Source organism: Streptomyces sp. NPDC039480 (genome assembly GCF_055597165.1).
Map to the genome: position 1 here is coordinate 1 of NZ_JBVITX010000004.1, position 18,081 is coordinate 18,081.

The 18,081-nt window shown below is 69.5% G+C and carries 9 protein-coding genes, 1 tRNA gene and 1 rRNA gene; 9 read left to right on the plus strand and 2 right to left on the minus strand.

The annotated features are described in order from the left end of the window. The first annotated feature begins 164 nt into the window (after window positions 1–164). A 5S ribosomal RNA gene (gene rrf / locus ACZ56E_RS14080) occupies window positions 165–281 on the plus strand. A gap of 115 nt (window positions 282–396) precedes the next feature. Beyond that, window positions 397–1,059, plus strand: a complete 663-nt coding sequence (locus tag ACZ56E_RS14085; protein WP_468603057.1) for a DegT/DnrJ/EryC1/StrS family aminotransferase — start codon at window positions 397–399, stop codon at window positions 1,057–1,059. Between the two features lie 18 nt (window positions 1,060–1,077). On the opposite strand, the gene ACZ56E_RS14090 is transcribed toward ACZ56E_RS14085, so the two are convergent. Next, window positions 1,078–1,953: a CE1 family esterase gene (locus ACZ56E_RS14090; protein ID WP_471214114.1), complete on the minus strand. Its 876-nt coding sequence runs from the start codon at window positions 1,951–1,953 to the stop codon at window positions 1,078–1,080. A gap of 158 nt (window positions 1,954–2,111) precedes the next feature. Here ACZ56E_RS14090 and ACZ56E_RS14095 point away from each other — a divergent pair. After that, window positions 2,112–2,184: transfer RNA gene (locus tag ACZ56E_RS14095), tRNA-Thr, on the plus strand. Between the two features lie 74 nt (window positions 2,185–2,258). Here the strand turns inward: ACZ56E_RS14095 and ACZ56E_RS14100 are convergent. Then, entirely contained in the window at window positions 2,259–4,880 is a 2,622-nt protein-coding gene (locus ACZ56E_RS14100; RefSeq protein WP_471214792.1) for a SpoIIE family protein phosphatase, read from the minus strand. Window positions 4,881–5,326: 446 nt separating this feature from the next. Between ACZ56E_RS14100 and ACZ56E_RS14105 the strand changes: the two genes are divergently transcribed. The 6 genes from ACZ56E_RS14105 to pgsA all read left to right on the plus strand — a co-directional run bounded on the left by ACZ56E_RS14105 (window position 5,327) and on the right by pgsA (window position 18,076). Next, window positions 5,327–10,735: a HAMP domain-containing protein gene (locus ACZ56E_RS14105; protein ID WP_471214115.1), complete on the plus strand. Its 5,409-nt coding sequence runs from the start codon at window positions 5,327–5,329 to the stop codon at window positions 10,733–10,735. A 244-nt stretch (window positions 10,736–10,979) separates the two neighbouring features. Beyond that, window positions 10,980–11,663, plus strand: coding sequence for a response regulator (locus ACZ56E_RS14110; RefSeq protein WP_069886868.1), 684 nt, complete (start codon window positions 10,980–10,982; stop codon window positions 11,661–11,663). A 146-nt stretch (window positions 11,664–11,809) separates the two neighbouring features. Next, on the plus strand, window positions 11,810–14,623 hold the full coding sequence (locus ACZ56E_RS14115; protein WP_471214116.1) for a DNA translocase FtsK: 2,814 nt from the start codon (window positions 11,810–11,812) through the stop codon (window positions 14,621–14,623). 212 nt (window positions 14,624–14,835) lie between these two features. After that, on the plus strand, window positions 14,836–15,759 hold the full coding sequence (locus ACZ56E_RS14120) for a helix-turn-helix domain-containing protein (RefSeq protein WP_471214118.1): 924 nt from the start codon (window positions 14,836–14,838) through the stop codon (window positions 15,757–15,759). A 149-nt stretch (window positions 15,760–15,908) separates the two neighbouring features. After that, on the plus strand, window positions 15,909–17,381 hold the full coding sequence (gene rimO, locus ACZ56E_RS14125) for a 30S ribosomal protein S12 methylthiotransferase RimO (protein WP_471214120.1): 1,473 nt from the start codon (window positions 15,909–15,911) through the stop codon (window positions 17,379–17,381). Beyond that, entirely contained in the window at window positions 17,378–18,076 is a 699-nt protein-coding gene (gene pgsA, locus ACZ56E_RS14130; protein ID WP_471214121.1) for a CDP-diacylglycerol--glycerol-3-phosphate 3-phosphatidyltransferase, read from the plus strand. The genes rimO and pgsA overlap by 4 nt, the downstream gene beginning before the upstream one ends. Window positions 18,077–18,081: the final 5 nt, after the last annotated feature.

Genomic DNA, 18,081 nt, shown 5'->3' on the forward strand with positions numbered 1-18,081 from the left:
GTTGATAGGCCAGATCTGGAAGCCCGGTAACGGGTGGAGGTGACTGGTACTAATAGGCCGAGGGCTTGTCCTCAGTTGCTCGCGTCCACTGTGTTGGTTCTGAAACCACGAACAACCCCGTATGTCGGGCCACGACTACGGTGCGGTTGACAGTTTCATAGTGTTTCGGTGGTCATAGCATGAGGGAAACGCCCGGTTACATTCCGAACCCGGAAGCTAAGCCTCATAGCGCCGATGGTACTGCAGGGGGGACCCTGTGGGAGAGTAGGACGCCGCCGAACTCATCTTGATAGAGCTGGTCCCTGAACTTCGGTTCAGGGACCAGCTCTTTTTTGTTTTGCGTTACTTGCTGTTCACGTTGCGCAGCCAACCTCCGTAGGCATGGGGACAGTTGGAATGTTGCGCGCCGCGGGTGTCGGTACCGGTGACGAGGTCATCGTGCCGGCCTACGGGAACGCCGAAGTCGCCGAGGACGTGGTCCTCGCCGGAGCCATGCCCGTCTTCGCTGACATAGAGCCGGCCACGTACTGCCTCGACCCCGATGCCGTCGCCGCCGTGGTGACGCCGCGTACGGCCGCCGTCGTGGTCGTGCACCGCTTCGGTCACCGGGCCGACGTGCGGCGGCTGCGGGAGCTGGGGCAGCGGCAGGGGCTTCTCGTCCTGGAGCAGGGCGAGACGGAGTCTCCGTACGACGGGCTGGAGGCGCGGCGTGCGCATGCCGCGTACCTCAGCGGGCGGCTCAGCGGAGTCGTGACGCCCGACGAAGGCGAAGGGCACAGCTTCCAGGAGTACGTCGTGCGCGTGCCGGGGAACGGGCGGCCCGACCGGGACGCTTTCGCGCGTGCCGTCCGGGCCAAGGGCGTCGACTGCCGGGTGCCGGTGAAGACGCCTGTGCACCGCACGCCGCGGTTCTGGCGGGACGTACAGCTGCCGGAGACCGAGCGGGCCGCCGACGAGACGCTGGCGCTGCCGGCCGGTGCGTCGATGACGCGCCGCGAGCTCCAGCGCGTCGTATCCGCGTGCAACGCGCTCGGCGGGCTTCTGCAGCCGGCCTTCTGAACCGCTAGGAGCCCGCCTTTAAGAGGCTGCCTTGCTGTGGGACTTGAAGAATTCCCACATGAGGTCCGTCGCATTGACGCCCGCCGTCGGGTCTGACATGCCGCCGCCCGCGCCGTTCGGCCAGGAATGGCCCATCTCGGGCAGCCGGTAGACGACGACGTCCGAACCGTCACGGCACTCGGCTGTCGTCTTCTTGATTTTGTTCTTCAGTTTGTCCGGTCGGCCCGGCTTGCAGGACAGGTGTTGCTGCCACGTCTTGATGCCCTCGTCCATCGCCGCGTAGTGCTTGTCGAGGCCGCCCAGGAACGTGAGCACCGATACCGGCGTCTTCGGCATGTACGAGGCGTCCGCCGCGTCGGTGCCGAGATATCCGCCGCTGACCGGGGCGATGGCCGCGAAGGTGTCGGGGAGTTCGACGGCGAGCTTGTACGACATGTCGCCGCCGTTGGAGATGCCGGTGGCGTAGACGCGGTCCGGATCGGCGTTCCACGCGCCGGTCAGCCGCTTCGTCATCGTACGAATGAAACCCACGTCGTCCTCGGAGCCGCAGCAGATCAAGGCGTTGAAGCCCTTGTTGAGCCCGTCGGGATAGGCGACGAGGAAGTTCTCCTTGTCCGCTTTGGTGTTCAGGCCGCTGATGGCGGCCGCGGCTCTGCCGTCGCCCGGGTACGGGTGCATGGCGATGACGAGCGGGAGCTTCTGCGTGTGCTGGAAGCCGGGCGGCGCGTGGACCGTATAGACGCGCTTCTCGCCCTTCCAGGAGATCGTCACCTTCTGGGTGCCGGGACGCGGGGTTTCCGCGGTGGTCGGCTTCTTGGCGGCCTTCCGGTCCGAGGCGTTGTCGTCGTCGGAGCCGCAGGCCGCGAGTGGCAGGAGCAGGGCGGCAAGAGCCATGGGCAAGGCGTGCCGCAAAGGTGTACCGGTTCGGGTCGGCATGCGCGCAGAGTGGCAGCGCCGGGAAGGGCGGTCCAGAGGAAGGGGCGGTTCGAGACAGCTTCGATTTCAGGTATGATCTATTCCGTTGCCGCGGGGAAAACCCCGAAGCGCAGCAGGCCCCTATAGCTCAGTCGGTAGAGCGTCTCCATGGTAAGGAGAAGGTCAGCGGTTCGATTCCGCTTGGGGGCTCAAGTAAGAAAGGCCCCCGCCCAGTTGGGCGGGGGCCTTCTTCATGTCCGGGGCCCCGAGGTGCCCCGGCGCGCTCAGTCCTTCTGGAGGCCGGGGACCCGCATCGCGAGGATCGCCATGTCGTCCGAGGGCGCGTCCGTCGCGAAGCGCTCCACCGCGCGCATGATGCGCGCCGCGACCGCGCCCGCCGTCAGACCCGTGCAGGTCGTGAGGACGTCCGCCAGGCCGTCGTCGCCGAGCATGCGGGTGCCCTCGCGGCGCTCGGTGACGCCGTCCGTCACACAGAGCAGGACGTCGCCCGGGTCCAGCGTCATCGTCTGCTCGTACAGTTCGAGGTCCTCCATGACGCCGAGCAGCGGCTGCGGTTCGGCGTACGGCTCGACGGTGCCGTCCTGGCGGAGGCGCAGCGGCAGGGGATGGCCGGCGCAGACGATCTTCAGGACCGCCGAGCCGTCCTCCTGGGGCCACAACTCGCCGTAGAGGAGCGTGAGGAAGCGGCTCCGGGAGCCCTCGTCGAGGATCGCGGCGTTGAGGCGCTCCAGGACCGCGGGCCCGCCGAAGCCCTCGCGGGCGAGCAGGCGCAGGGCGTGCCGGGCGAGCCCCGTGACGGCCGCGGCCTCCGGACCCGTGCCGCAGACGTCGCCGATCGCGAAGCCGTACGCGCCGTCGCGGATGGGGAAGAGGTCGTAGAAGTCACCGCCGACTTCGTTGCCCTCGCCGGCCGCGCGGTAGATGACCTCGACCTCGACGCCCGGGACCTGCGGGAGCCCCGGCGGCAGCAGGCTGCGCTGGAGGGACTGGCTGATGGCCATGCGCTCGGAGTAGAGACGGGCGTTGTCGAGGGCGAGGGCCGCCCGGCGGGAGAGATCTTCGGCCAATTCGAGGATCTCTTGACGGAAGTGTTCGTCGGCGGGCTTACCGAGCGTGAGCATGCCGATGACGCGGTTGCGGGCGACCAGCGGAAGGACCACGGTCTCGCCGCCCACCGCCGACGCGGTGGAGAGCGACGTGCCGATGCCCGAGCCCAGGGTCATCGGCTCGCCCAGGCCCACGCTGCGCATCGAGGTGCGCAGCGCCGCCTGGTGTGCGGCCTCGGAGGGGGCCGCCCAGATACGGGCGCCCGGGGTCGGCACCGGGTCCGGTGGGGAGATCTTGGAGAGCAGGGCCTTGAGGCCGTCGATGCGCTCCTCGTCCTCGTGCAGGACGTACGACAGATAGGGCTCCGCCGACTGGTCCGCGATGGTGTAGACGGCGCACCAGGTGGCGAGCGTCGGGACCGTCATCTGGGCCATGAGGGCCAGGGTCTGGTCGCGGTCGAGGGTGCCCGCGAGGAGGTCGGAGGCCTCGACGAGGAAGGAGAGCGAGCCGCGGCGGAGCCGCTCCAGTTCGCCGAGGCGCGCGGACTCCACGGCCAGCGCGATGCGGTCGGCGGCGAACTGGAGGCGCAGGGCCTCTTCGTTCGAGTACCGGCCGGAGGCCTCGGCGGCGACGCCCAGCGAACCGGTGAGGCGGCCCTCCACCTTCAGCGGGACGGTGACGACGGAGCGCATGCCCGTGCCTTCGAGCAGCGGGACCGCGCCCGGCACCACCGTCAGGTCCTCGTGGACGGCCGGCATACGGGCGGAGCCGTACCGTCCGGGGGCCGACTCGACCTGGACGCGGGCGAAGCGCTGGCGGGCCGACGGCAGGCCCGTGGAGGCGCGGACCTCCAGCTCCGTCTCGTCGTCGGTGGCGAGGAGCAGGAAGGCCGCGTCGCCGTCGAGCATGTCGCGGGCGCGCTCCACGGTGCGCTGGAGCAGTCCGTCGAGGTCGTCGGGGGCGGGGGAGCCGATGAAGACCTCGAAGGGGTCCGCGGTGTGCGACTCGCTGCGGGCGCCCGGCTCCGGGGCGGCGCCGCGCAGCGGGGTCTGGAGCACGGCGCGCTCGTCGTCGCGCACGAGGAGGCAGACCGTGGACGGTTCGCCGTCGGTGTCGCGGACGCGCAGATGGGAGGCGTAGACGGGGATGACGCGGCCGTGGGCGCCGCGGACGCCGTAGCTGCCCTCCCAGCGGGAGAGCCGCAGCGCCTCGGCGATGCCCGTGCTGGTGCCCGGGGTGTGCGGCCAGGCCGCGAGGTCCATGAGCGGCTTGCCCATGACCTGCTCGGCCGCGTACCCGAAGAGTTCCCCCGCGTCTTCGTTCCAGGCGGAGATCGCGCCGAGGCGGTCGATCTGGATGACGGCGACGCGGACCCTGCCGTCGGCGATGGGCAGCAGGTCCGCCGGGAGCGAGGGCCCTGCGGTGCGGGTGCCCACGGGGCGGTGGGGCAGGTCGAGCTGGAACCAGACCTGCTTGTGGGTGGGGCTGTAGTCGACGCCCCAGCGGGTGGCGAGCGCGGCGCAGAGCTGGAGGCCGCGGCCGCCCTCGCGGTCCGGGCTGCCCATGTTGACGGAGGACTGCTGGAGCGGGATCTCGCGCTCCGGATAGCGGTCGGACACCTCGATGCGGACGGCGTCCTCGCTGCGCAGACACTCGACGTCGGCGGCGGTGCCGGCGTGCACCACGGCGTTGGTGACCAGCTCGCTGGTGAGGACGACTGCGTCGTCGACGATGTCGGAGAACCCCCAGCCCTGGAGGGTGTCGCGCACGAAGGAGCGGGCCGTCGCGACGGAACGCCCGACGGGTTCGAAGGTGGCAGCCGCACGCGCGGTGATCACAGCACTCCTCGTACGAGTATCGACGGCGTCGACAGTGGCCACTGTCTCGACGCCCAGTTCTCCCGAACCCATGGTGCGGCCGCCCCTCCGATGCCCGCTTGTTTCGTGTACCACCGCCCTGGCCGGGCAGGACCGGGGTGGTTGGACAGCCGGATGCAAGGTTACTTACCTTCGCCGTCCATGCTGATGCCGGTCGTCAGTGTTTCCGCCCGGAGGGTGTGCGGACGGTGTGCGAAGCTGCCGAACTGTTATGGCCTGGTTCGGCCATGGTGAAACACTGGGCAAGCTTCATGGGACAGGTCAGAACAACCCGAGCAGTACCGGTCGACCCTTGCGGGAGGGACACAGTGGAGTCTGGCGCAGCGACGCGGGGCACTAACACGCGCGCGAAAGACGGACAGTCCCTGAACAAACAGCGCAAACCGCGCAATGGGACGACGGCTTCGGTGGACGCTGCGGCTCTGAACAGGCTGCTCGCGGCCCTGGTCGCGATGCGGGACGGCAACTTCCGCAAGCGGCTCACGGTCTCCGGCGACGACGTCATGTCGGAGATCGCGGCCGTCTTCAACGAGGTGGCCGACCGGAATCTGCACCTGACGGGCGAGCTTTCGAGGGTGCGGCGCACGGTCGGACGTGAGGGAAAACTCACGGAACGGCTCGAGACCGGAGCGAGCGAGGGCTCCTGGGCCGCCGCGATCGACGCGTCGAACGCGCTCGTCGACGATCTCGTACGACCGGTCTCCGAGGTCGGCCGGGTCCTCTCCGCGGTAGCGGAGGGCGACCTGGAGCAGCGGATGGAGCTGCGGGCGCAGGGAGCCGACGGAAACGGTCATCCGCTGCGCGGGGAGTTCCTGAAGGTCGGGCGGACGGTGAACAACCTCGTCGACCAGCTCTCCACGTTCACGGACGAGGTCACGCGGGTGGCCAGCGAGGTCGGCACCGAGGGCAAGCTCGGCGGGCAGGCCAGGGTGCGCGGGATGTCCGGGTCGTGGAAGGACCTCACGGACTCCGTGAACACCATGGCGTACCGGCTGACCGCTCAGGTGCGGGACATCGCGCTGGTGACGACGGCGGTGGCGAAGGGCGACCTGTCACGGAAGGTCACCGTCCATGTCGCGGGCGAGATGTTGGAGTTGAAGAACACCGTCAACACGATGGTGGACCAGCTCTCGTCGTTCTCCTCCGAGGTGACGCGCGTCGCCCGGGAGGTCGGTACGGAGGGCGAGCTCGGCGGCCAGGCGCAGGTGCCGGGTGTGGCGGGTGTGTGGAAGGACCTCACCGACTCGGTGAACCTGATGGCCGGCAACCTCACCGCCCAGGTGCGCGGGATCGCCGAGGTGACCACGGCGGTCGCGAGCGGTGACCTGTCCCGGAAGGTGACGGTGAGCGCGCGCGGCGAGGTCGCCCAGCTCGCCGAGACGATCAACCAGATGACCGAGACGCTGCGTACGTTCGCGGACGAGATCACCCGGGTGGCGAACGAGGTCGGGGCCGAGGGGCAGCTCGGTGGTCAGGCCAATGTGCCGGGCGCGGCGGGGACTTGGAAGGATCTGACCGACTCGGTCAACACGGTCTTCCGCAACCTCACCACGCAGGTGCGGGACATCGCGACGGTGACGACGGCGGTGGCGAACGGCGATCTGTCGCAGAAGGTCACCGTCGATGTCGCGGGCGAGATGCTCGAGCTGAAGAACACCGTGAACACGATGGTCGACCAGCTCTCGGCCTTCGGTTCCGAAGTGACGCGGGTGGCGCGGGAGATCGGTGTCGAGGGTGAGCTCGGCGGTCAGGCGCAGGTGCAGGGCGCGGCCGGTACGTGGAAGGACCTCACCGACTCGGTGAACACCGCCTTCCGCAACCTCACCGGTCAGGTCAGGAACATCGCCCAGGTGACGACGGCGGTCGCGAACGGCGACCTGTCGCAGAAGGTCACGGTGGACGTCTCCGGAGAGATGCTCCAGCTGAAGAACACCGTGAACACGATGGTGGACCAGCTGTCGTCCTTCGCCGACCAGGTCACGCGGATGGCGCGCGACGTGGGCACCGAGGGCCGCCTCGGCGGTCAGGCCCGAGTGGACGGCGTGAGCGGTACGTGGAAGGACCTCACGGACTCCGTCAACTTCATGGCGGGGAACCTGACGTCGCAGGTGCGCCAGATCGCGCAGGTGACGACGGCCGTGGCGCGCGGTGATCTGTCGCAGAAGATCGAGGTCGACGCGCGTGGCGAGATCCTGGAGCTGAAGAACACCATCAACACGATGGTCGACCAGCTGTCCGCCTTCGCGGATCAGGTGACCCGGGTGGCCCGCGAGGTGGGCACCGAGGGGCGTCTCGGCGGTCAGGCGCAGGTGCCCGGCGTGGCCGGTGTGTGGCGCGATCTGACGGACTCCGTGAACGGCATGGCCGGGAACCTCACCGCGCAGGTGCGCAACATCGCGCAGGTCGCGACGGCGGTGGCCCGCGGTGACCTGTCGCAGAAGATCGACGTGGACGCTCGCGGCGAGATCCTGGAGCTGAAGAACACCCTGAACACGATGGTGGACCAGCTGTCCGCCTTCGCGGAGCAGGTCACGCGGGTCTCCCGCGAGGTGGGCACCGACGGCATCCTGGGCGGCCAGGCCGAGGTCCAGGGCGTCTCCGGCACCTGGAAGGACCTCACGCAGTCCGTGAACGGCATGGCGAACAACCTCACCTTGCAGGTGCGGAACATCGCCGAGGTCACGACGGCCGTCGCCATGGGCGATCTCTCCAAGAAGATCACCGTCGACGCGAAGGGCGAGATCCTCGAACTCGTCACGACCGTCAACACCATGGTCGACCAGCTGTCGTCGTTCGCCGAGCAGGTCACGCGGGTGGCCCGCGAGGTGGGCACGGAGGGCCAGTTGGGCGGCCAGGCGCGCGTGCCGGGCGTCACGGGCATCTGGAAGGACCTGAGCGACAACGTCAACCTGATGGCCAACAACCTGACCAGCCAGGTGCGGAACATCTCCCAGGTCTCGGCGGCCGTCGCCAACGGCGACCTCACCAAGAAGGTCACGGTCGAGGCGCGCGGCGAGGTCGCGCAGCTCGCCGACACGGTGAACACCATGGTGACGACGCTGAGTTCGTTCGCCGACGAGGTCACGCGCGTGGCCCGTGAGGTGGGCACGGACGGCATCCTCGGCGGCCAGGCGCGCGTGCCGGGCGTCTCCGGTACGTGGAAGGACCTCACCGAGTCCGTGAACTCGATGGCGTCCAACCTGACCGGTCAGGTCCGCAACATCGCGATGGTCACCACCGCGATCGCCAAGGGCGACCTGACCAAGAAGATCGACATCGACGCCCGGGGCGAGATCCTGGAGCTCAAGACCACCATCAACACGATGGTCGACCAGCTGTCGTCCTTCGCCGAGCAGGTGACCCGGGTGGCCCGCGAGGTGGGCACGGAGGGCCAGCTGGGCGGTCAGGCGCGCGTGCGTGACGTCGACGGGACGTGGCGCGACCTCACCGAGTCCGTGAACGAGATGGCCGGGAACCTGACCCGTCAGGTGCGCGCCATCGCGAAGGTTGCCACCGCGGTGACGCGCGGCGACCTCAATCTGAAGATCGAGGTCGACGCGGCGGGTGAGATCCAGGCCCTCCAGGACAACATCAACACGATGATCGCGAACCTCCGCGACACGACCCTGGCCAACAAGGAGCAGGACTGGCTCAAGGGCAACCTCGCGCGGATCTCCGGCCTGATGCAGGGCCGCCGGGACCTGGAGGACGTCGCCTCGCTGATCATGAGCGAGCTGACGCCCGTCGTCTCCGCGCAGCACGGCGCGTTCTTCCTCGCGATGCCGACGGACGACGCCCAGGACCTCGGGGGCGACCAGGAGGACGCGTACGAACTGCGCATGCTCGGCAGCTACGGCTACTCCATGGGGTCCATGCCGACGTCCTTCCGGCCCGGCGAGACCCTCATCGGGACGGCCGCCAAGGAGCGGCGCACCATCCTCGTGGAGAACGCGCCCTCCGGCTATCTGCGGATCGCGTCCGGCCTCGGCGAGGCGCCGCCCGCGCAGGTCATCGTGTTGCCGGTGCTCTTCGAAGGGACCGTCCTCGGCGTGATCGAGCTGGCGGCCTTCCAGCCCTTCACACAGATCCAGAAGGACTTCCTCAGCCAGATCGCCGAGATGATCGCGACGAGCGTCAACACGATCAGCGTCAACACGAAGACCGAGGTGCTGCTCAAGCAGTCGCAGAAGCTGACCGAGCAACTGCGTGAGCGTTCCGCGGAGTTGGAGAACCGGCAGAAGGCGCTCCAGGACTCGAACGCGGAGCTGGAGGAGAAGGCGGAGCTGCTCGCCCAGCAGAACCGTGACATCGAGGTCAAGAACACCGAGATCGAAGAGGCCAGGCAGGTCCTGGAGGAGCGGGCCGAACAGCTCGCGGTCTCGATGCGCTACAAGTCCGAGTTCCTCGCGAACATGTCGCACGAGCTGCGTACACCGCTCAACTCCCTGTTGATCCTGGCCAAGTTGCTCGCGGACAACGCCGACGCGAACCTCACCCCGAAGCAGGTCGAGTTCGCCGAGACGATCCACGGGGCGGGCTCGGACCTGCTGCAGCTGATCAACGACATCCTCGACCTGTCGAAGGTCGAGGCGGGCAAGATGGACGTCTCCCCGACGCGCATCGCACTCGTCCAACTCGTCGACTACGTAGAGGCCACTTTCCGCCCGCTGACCGCCGAGAAGGGTCTCGACTTCTCCGTACGGGTGTCTCCGGAGCTGCCCGCGACGCTGCACACGGACGAACAGCGCCTGCTGCAGGTGCTGCGCAACCTCCTGTCCAACGCGGTGAAGTTCACCGACTCCGGAGCGGTCGAGCTGGTGATCCGGCACGCCAGCAACGACGTGCCCAACGCGATCCGCGAGCAGCTCCTGGAGGCCGGCTCGCTGCGCGACGCCGACTCCGATCTGATCGCCTTCTCGGTGACGGACACCGGCATCGGCATCGCGGCGAGCAAGATGCGGGTCATCTTCGAGGCGTTCAAGCAGGCCGACGGCACGACCAGCAGGAAGTACGGCGGCACCGGCCTCGGGCTCTCCATCAGCCGGGAGATCGCACGGCTGCTCGGCGGCGAGATCCACGCGCAGAGCGAGCCGGGCCGCGGCTCCACCTTCACGCTCTATTTGCCGCTGCACCCGAGCGAACTGCCGCCCCAGGGTTACGCCCAGCTGGCGCCCGCGCCGCAGACGCGCGAACTGCCCGCCCTGGAGGAGGCCCCCGCGGCCGAGGAGACGGAGCGGCAGGCGGCACCCCCGGCGCACCGCGAGGAGCCCACGAGCCCTGCCGCGCTGTTCCGGAGGAGGCGCCGTGCCGCGCCCGTCCAGGAGCCCTCGTCGCTGCCGGGGCAGCCGGCCGCCGGCGCCCCGGAGCCGCAGCGGACGCAGGAGCCGTGGCCCAACGCGGGCCAGGAGACGCCTGTCGCGCCGCGCACCGGTTTCCAGTTCGGCGGCGAGAAGGTCCTGATCGTCGACGACGACATCCGCAATGTCTTCGCGCTCACCAGCGTCCTGGAGCAGCACGGCCTTGCGGTGCTGTACGCGGAGAACGGCCGTGAGGGCATCGAGGTGCTGGAACAGCACGACGACGTGACGGTCGTCCTGATGGACATCATGATGCCGGAGATGGACGGGTACGCGACGACGACGGCGATCCGCAGGATGCCGCAGTTCGCCGGACTCCCGATCATCGCGCTCACCGCGAAGGCGATGAAGGGCGACCGGGAGAAGGCGATCGACTCCGGAGCTTCCGATTACGTCACGAAGCCGGTCGACCCGGATCATCTGTTGTCGGTGATGGAGCAGTGGATGCGCGCTCAGTGACCGAGAACCGGCGTCGTCACACGGAGTTGCTGACAGAGTGTGGCCGAGGTCGTGTAGAACCGCGGTATTCGGGGAACCTTCTGGTCTCCCACCGCGTTTCTGCTACGTGCACAGTGACATCGCGGTGACAGGGTGTGGCGACAGGCGGGGTGCGGCTACCATGACCGGCACAAGGACGGGCGGCGCAAGGGAGTCGTCCCCTGGGGCGGCGCCCGGTGTACCGCCGGGGCGAGGAGGGCGGGCCATGGTGCAGAAGGCCAAGATCCTCCTGGTCGATGACCGGCCGGAGAATCTGCTGGCGCTGGAGGCCATCCTCTCTGCGCTCGATCAGACACTGGTGCGGGCATCGTCCGGGGAGGAAGCGCTCAAAGCACTACTCACGGACGACTTCGCGGTCATTCTGCTGGACGTCCAGATGCCGGGAATGGACGGTTTCGAAACCGCGGCGCACATCAAGCGGCGGGAGCGGACCCGGGACATCCCGATCATCTTCCTCACCGCCATCAACCACGGGCCGCACCACACCTTCCGGGGCTATGCCGCCGGCGCGGTGGACTACATCTCCAAGCCGTTCGACCCGTGGGTGCTGCGCGCGAAGGTGTCGGTGTTCGTCGAGCTGTACATGAAGAACTGCCAACTGCGGGAGCAGGCGGCGCTGCTGCGTCTCCAGCTCGAGGGCGGCGGCAAGGCCGCGGCCGGGGACGCGAAGGAGCCCGCGGGTCTGCTCGCCGAGCTGTCGGCGCGGCTCGCCGCGGTCGAGGAACAGGCCGAGGCGCTGTCCAAACAGCTCGACGACGAGTCGGCGGACGCGGCGGCGGTCGCCACCGCCGCCCATCTCGAACGCAAACTGACCGGTCTGCGGCGGGCTCTTGACGCCCTGGAACCGGGCACCGGCAGCGGTGCCCCCTCGGTCCCCTCGCAGAACTGACGCGGCACGGAGCCTCACTGACGAGGTTTCGTGCCGGGTCCACCCGGTGAATCACCGTCAGTTCTCAGCCTCTACAGGGACGACACGAACGGGTGAAGCTGTGGGCACACGTGTCCACAGTGGTCGGCAACGGTAACCTCACACTCATGGCCTCACGTCAGCCCGCAGCCAAGAAGACGCCCGCGAAGAAGGCGGCCGCGCCGACAAAGGCTCCGGCGAAGAAGGCCGCTGCCAGACCGCCCGCGAAGAAAGCCGCGGTGAAGAAGGCGCCCGCGAAGAAGGCACCGGCCAGGAAGATCGCCGCGAAGCCCGCGCCCAAAGCGGCGCCGAGCCCCACCGGGGGCGTGTACAGGCTCGTCCGCGCCGTCTGGCTGGGCCTGGCGCACGGGGTCGGCGCGATGTTCCGCGGCATAGGGCGCGGCGCCAAGGGCCTCGACCCCGCCCACCGCAAGGACGGCCTCGCGCTCCTGCTCCTCGGCCTGGCGCTGATCGTCGCTGCGGGCACCTGGTCGAACCTTCGCGGCCCGGTCGGCGACCTCGTCGAGATCCTGGTGACCGGCGCCTTCGGCCGTCTGGACCTGCTCGTGCCGCTGCTGCTCGGCACCATCGCCGTCCGCTTCATCCGGCACCCGGAGAAGCCCGAGGCGAACGGCCGCATCGTGATCGGCCTGTCCGCCCTCGTCATCGGCGTGCTCGGCCAGGTCCACGTCGCCTGTGGCTCACCGGCCCGCAGCGACGGCATGCAGGCGATAAGGGACGCCGGCGGCCTCATCGGCTGGGGCGCCTCCACCCCCCTGATCTTCACCATGGGCGAGATCCTCGCGGTGCCGCTCCTGGTGCTCCTCACCGTCTTCGGGCTGCTCGTCGTCACGGCGACGCCCGTCAACGCCATCCCGCAGCGGCTGCGGCTGCTCGGTGTCAGGCTCGGCGTGATCCAGCCGGCCCCCGAGGCCGCCGAGGGCTACGAGGCCTACGAGTACGCGGACGACGAGCGCTACGAGGAGCAGTGGCGCGAGGCGCTGCCCGCGCGCCCCTCGCGTCGGCGCGGCCCCGCCCCCGACGCGTACGACCCCGACCAGGCCGAGGAGCAGGCGCTCTCCACCCGTCGCAGGCCGCGCAGAGCCCCCGTACAGCCGGACATGGACCGGCCGATGGACGCCGTGGACGTGGCCGCCGCCGCGGCGGCCGCCCTGGACGGTGCGGTGATGCACGGCATGCCGCCGTCGCCGCTGGTCGCCGATCTGACGCAGGGCGTGTCGGGGGAGCGCGAGGAGCGGGAGCCCACGGCCCCTGTACCGACCGCGCGCGCCACGGACGCGCCGGTGCCCGGCAAGCTCAAGAAGAAGCCGCAGAAGCCCGCTGAGAGCGCCGTCGGCGCCGACAGGGCGGGCAGCGCATCCGGACCCGTACCGGACCTCACCAAGGCCGCGCCCGAGGCCGAGCGCGAGCTGCCGGCGCGCGCCGAGCAGCTGCAGCTCGCCGGGGACATCACCTACGCGCTGCCCTCGCTCGACCTCCTGGAGCGGGGCGGCCCGGGCAAGACCCGCAGCGCCGCGAACGACGCGGTCGTGCACTCGCTGACGAACGTCTTCACCGAGTTCAAGGTCGACGCGGCCGTCACCGGCTTCACGCGCGGTCCGACGGTCACGCGCTACGAGATCGAGCTGGGCCCGGCCGTGAAGGTCGAGAAGATCACGGCGCTGGCCAAGAACATCGCGTACGCGGTCGCCTCCCCGGATGTCCGGATCATCTCGCCCATCCCCGGCAAGTCCGCGGTCGGCATCGAGATCCCGAACACCGACCGCGAGATGGTCAACGTCGGCGACGTGCTGCGCCTCGCGGACGCGGCCGAGGACGACCACCCCATGCTCGTCGCGCTCGGCAAGGACGTCGAGGGCGGCTACGTCATGGCGAACATGGCGAAGATGCCGCACATCCTGGTCGCCGGTGCCACGGGATCCGGCAAGTCGTCCTGCATCAACTGCCTGATCACGTCGATCATGATAAGAGCGACGCCCGAGGACGTCCGGATGGTCCTCGTCGACCCCAAGCGCGTCGAGCTCACCGCGTACGAGGGCATCCCGCACCTGATCACGCCGATCATCACCAACCCCAAGCGGGCCGCCGAGGCGCTCCAATGGGTCGTACGCGAGATGGATCTGCGCTACGACGACCTCGCGGCGTTCGGCTACCGGCACATCGACGACTTCAACCAGGCCGTCCGCGAGGGCAAGCTCAAGACGCCCGAGGGCAGTGAGCGGGAGCTCCAGCCGTACCCGTACCTGCTGGTGATCGTCGACGAGCTCGCCGACCTGATGATGGTCGCGCCGCGCGACGTCGAGGACTCGATCGTGCGCATCACGCAGCTCGCGCGCGCGGCCGGCATCCACCTGGTGCTCGCCACCCAGCGTCCCTCGGTGGATGTCGTGACCGGCCTGATCAAGGCGAACGTGCCGTCGCGGCTCGCCTTCGCGACCTCCTCGCTCGCCGACAGCCGCGTCATTCTCGACCAGCCGGGCGCGGAGAAGCTCATCGGAAAGGGTGACGGCCTGTTCCTGCCGATGGGGGCGAACAAGCCCGTCCGTATGCAGGGCGCGTTCGTCACCGAGGACGAGATCCACGCGGTCGTACAGCACTGCAAGGACCAGATGGCGCCCGTCTTCCGGGACGACGTCACCGTCGGCACCAAGCAGAAGAAGGAGATCGACGAGGACATCGGCGACGACCTCGATCTGCTGTGCCAGGCCGCTGAACTGGTGGTCTCCACCCAGTTCGGGTCCACGTCCATGCTCCAGCGCAAGCTGCGCGTCGGCTTCGCCAAGGCCGGCCGGCTGATGGACCTGATGGAGTCCCGCTCCATCGTCGGACCCAGCGAGGGCTCCAAGGCGCGTGACGTTCTTGTGAAACCTGACGAACTGGACGGCGTGCTCGCCGTGATCCGCGGGGAGGCTCAGCCATAAGGGTGGGAGAGGCTCACCCATAAGGGATCGACAGGCAACCGTTTCCTCTCGACACACGTCAAGTTGAGGGAGAGAAGAGCACGATGTCCCACCATCAGGATGTCCGGCCATTCTGATGGCGTACAAAGTCCGGCCGTCCGGTTGCCCCACCCTTTCAAGACCCGCCTAAACTGAACCTCCGGCAGGTGGCTACACGCTCGAAAGGCGCCCCCGTGTCCATCGGTAACTCCCCTGAAGACGACCGACCTTCGGACGACCGCCTCGACCGCCCCGACCGCGTCGCGGACGGCCCTGACCTTGCCGCGGACGAAGTCCCGGCAGACGAGACCCGCACCGGCGAACAGCAGGCGGCCGAGCGCCCCTCGATCGGCCGTGTCCTGCAGCAGGCCCGGGTCGCCGCCGGCCTGACCGTCGACGAAGTCAGCTCGTCCACGCGCGTGCGCATCCCGATCGTGCACGCGATCGAACAGGACGACTTCTCCCGGTGCGGCGGCGATGTGTACGCCCGCGGCCACATCAGGACGCTGGCGCGCGCCGTCGGACTCGATCCGGCCCCGCTGGTCGCGCAGTACGACGAGGGCCACGGCGGCCGCCCGCCCGCGCCCACGCCGGCGGCGCCCCTCTTCGAGGCCGAGCGCATCCGCTCCGAGCCGCGCAGGCCGAACTGGACCGCCGCCATGGTCGCCGCGATCGTCGCGGTGATCGGCTTCGTCGGTTTCACCGCGTTCAGCGGCGACGACGGGGACGACGGTTCGAAGGCGGTGGCCGAGGGCTCCGCCCCCGCGAGCACCAAGCCCGCGGAGAAGCCGAAGCCCACCAAGCCCGCCGACCCCAAGCCCGACCCGTCGGACAGCGCCATCGCCGGTGCCCCGCTCGACAAGGTCACCGTCAAGGTCGACGCCGCCGACGGCCGCAGCTGGATCTCCGCCAAGGACCACAACGGCCGCACCCTCTTCGACGGCGTCCTGGAGCAGGGCCAGGACAAGACGTTCCAGGACAAGCAGAAGATCGACCTCGTCCTCGGCGACGCGGGCGCGATCAACCTGTACGTGAACGGAAAGCCGGTCGAGAACGAATTCGAGCCCGGCACGGTGGAGCGCCTCAGCTACACGAAGGGCGACCCCGAAGCCGGCTGACCGGACCCCTGAAAGGCGCTGACCAGGCGCCGGCCAGCCGGGTTCCACGAGGCACGGTGACGGTCGGGTGACGTGCCGGCGGCCGGCGGCGGACCGGCCGGTAACCCTCGCGGCCGGGGCCGAGGCGCGGACGAAGTAGTCTTGAGACCATGCCTGAACGCCGCACCGTCGCCCTTGTCACTCTTGGCTGCGCCCGTAACGAGGTGGACTCGGAGGAGCTCGCAGGCCGCTTGGAGGCGGATGGCTGGCAGCTCGTCGAGGACGCCGAGGACGCGGATGTCGCCGTCGTCAACACCTGCGGCTTCGTCGAAGCCGCCAAGAAGGACTCCGTCGACGCCCTCCTTGAAGCCAATGACCTGAAGGGCCACGGCAAGACCCAGGCCGTCGTCGCGGTCGGCTGCATGGCCGAGCGGTACGGCAAGGAGCTCGCCGACGCGCTGCCCGAGGCCGACGGCGTGCTCGGGTTCGATGACTACTCCGACATCTCCAACCGCCTGAACACCATCCTCAGCGGTGGCAGTGTCGAGGCCCACACCCCGCGAGACCGGCGCAAGCTGCTGCCGATCAGCCCCGCCGAGCGACAGGCCGCCGGATCCGGGGTCGCCCTGCCCGGACACGCCCCCGCGGAGGCGCCGCAGGACCTGCCCGAGGGCGTCGCGCCCGCGTCGGGGCCGCGCGCCCCGCTGCGCCGCCGCCTCGGCAGCAACCCCGTCGCCTCCGTGAAGCTGGCCTCCGGCTGCGACCGGCGCTGCTCGTTCTGCGCCATCCCCTCCTTCCGCGGCTCCTTCATCTCGCGCCGCCCCTCCGACGTCCTCGGCGAGACCCGCTGGCTCGCAGAGCAGGGCGTCAAGGAGGTCATGCTCGTCTCCGAGAACAACACCTCGTACGGCAAGGACCTCGGCGACATCCGGCTCCTGGAGACGCTCCTGCCCGAGCTGGCCGCCGTCGACGGCATCGAGCGGGTGCGCGTCAGCTACCTCCAGCCCGCCGAGATGCGGCCCGGCCTCATCGACGTCCTCACGTCGACGGAGAAGGTCGCCCCCTACTTCGACCTGTCCTTCCAGCACTCCGCGCCCGGCGTGCTGCGCGCCATGCGCCGCTTCGGGGACACCGACCGCTTCCTGGAGCTCCTGGACACCATCAGGAGCAAGGCGCCGCAGGCCGGCGTGCGCTCCAACTTCATCGTGGGCTTCCCCGGCGAGAGCGAGTCGGACCTCGCGGAGCTGGAGCGCTTCCTCACCGGCGCACGCCTGGACGCCATCGGCGTCTTCGGGTACTCCGACGAGGAGGGCACCGAAGCGGCCACGTACGACCAGAAGCTCGACCAGGACGTCGTCGACGCGCGGCTCGCGCACATCGCGCGGCTCGCCGAGGAGCTCACCTCGCAGCGCGCCGACGAGCGGCTCGGTGAGACCGTCGAGGTCCTCGTGGAGTCCCTCGACGAGGAGGAGGGCCCGCTCGGCAGAGCCGCGCACCAGGCCCCCGAGACGGACGGCCAGATCCGCCTGACGGGCGCCGCGGCCGACGACGGGCTGCAGGTCGGCCGTATGGTCGTGGCAAAGGTCGTCGGCACGGAGGGCGTGGACTTGGTGGCTGAGTGTCTCGAGGAGGCCGGCAGATGACCGGAGTCCCGGCCTCCGCGGGCGGCTCCGGCGCGCAGGGCGCTTCGAGCGCCAAGCCGGTGCGCGGCGGAAAGCTGGGCGCCGCGGCGGTCAATCAGGCCAGCCTGTGGAACGTCGCGAACCTGCTGACCATGATGCGGCTGCTGCTCGTGCCAGGCTTCGTGATGCTGCTGCTCGGCAACGGCGGGTACGACCCGGCCTGGCGCTCGTTCGCCTGGGCCGCCTTCGCCGTCGCCATGATCACCGACCTCTTCGACGGCCACCTGGCACGCACGTACAACCTGGTCACGGACTTCGGGAAGATCGCCGACCCCATCGCCGACAAAGCGATCATGGGTGCCGCGCTGATCTGTCTGTCCTGGCTCGGCGACCTGCCCTGGTGGGTGACGGGAGTGATTCTCGGGCGTGAGCTCGGGATCACGCTGCTGCGCTTCTGGGTGATCCGTTACGGGGTCATTCCGGCCAGCCGCGGCGGAAAGATGAAGACGCTGGCGCAGGGCACCGCCGTCGGGATGTACGTTCTGGCCCTGACCGGCCCGCTCGCCAGCCTGCGGTTCTGGGTGATGGCGGTCGCCGTGGTGCTGACCGTGGTGACCGGGCTCGACTATGTGAAGCAGGCCGTCGTGCTGCGCAGGCAGGGCATGGCCGAGGCGCGTGCGGCGACCGCGGAGTCCGCCCGGGAGGCCGCGAAGTGACGTCC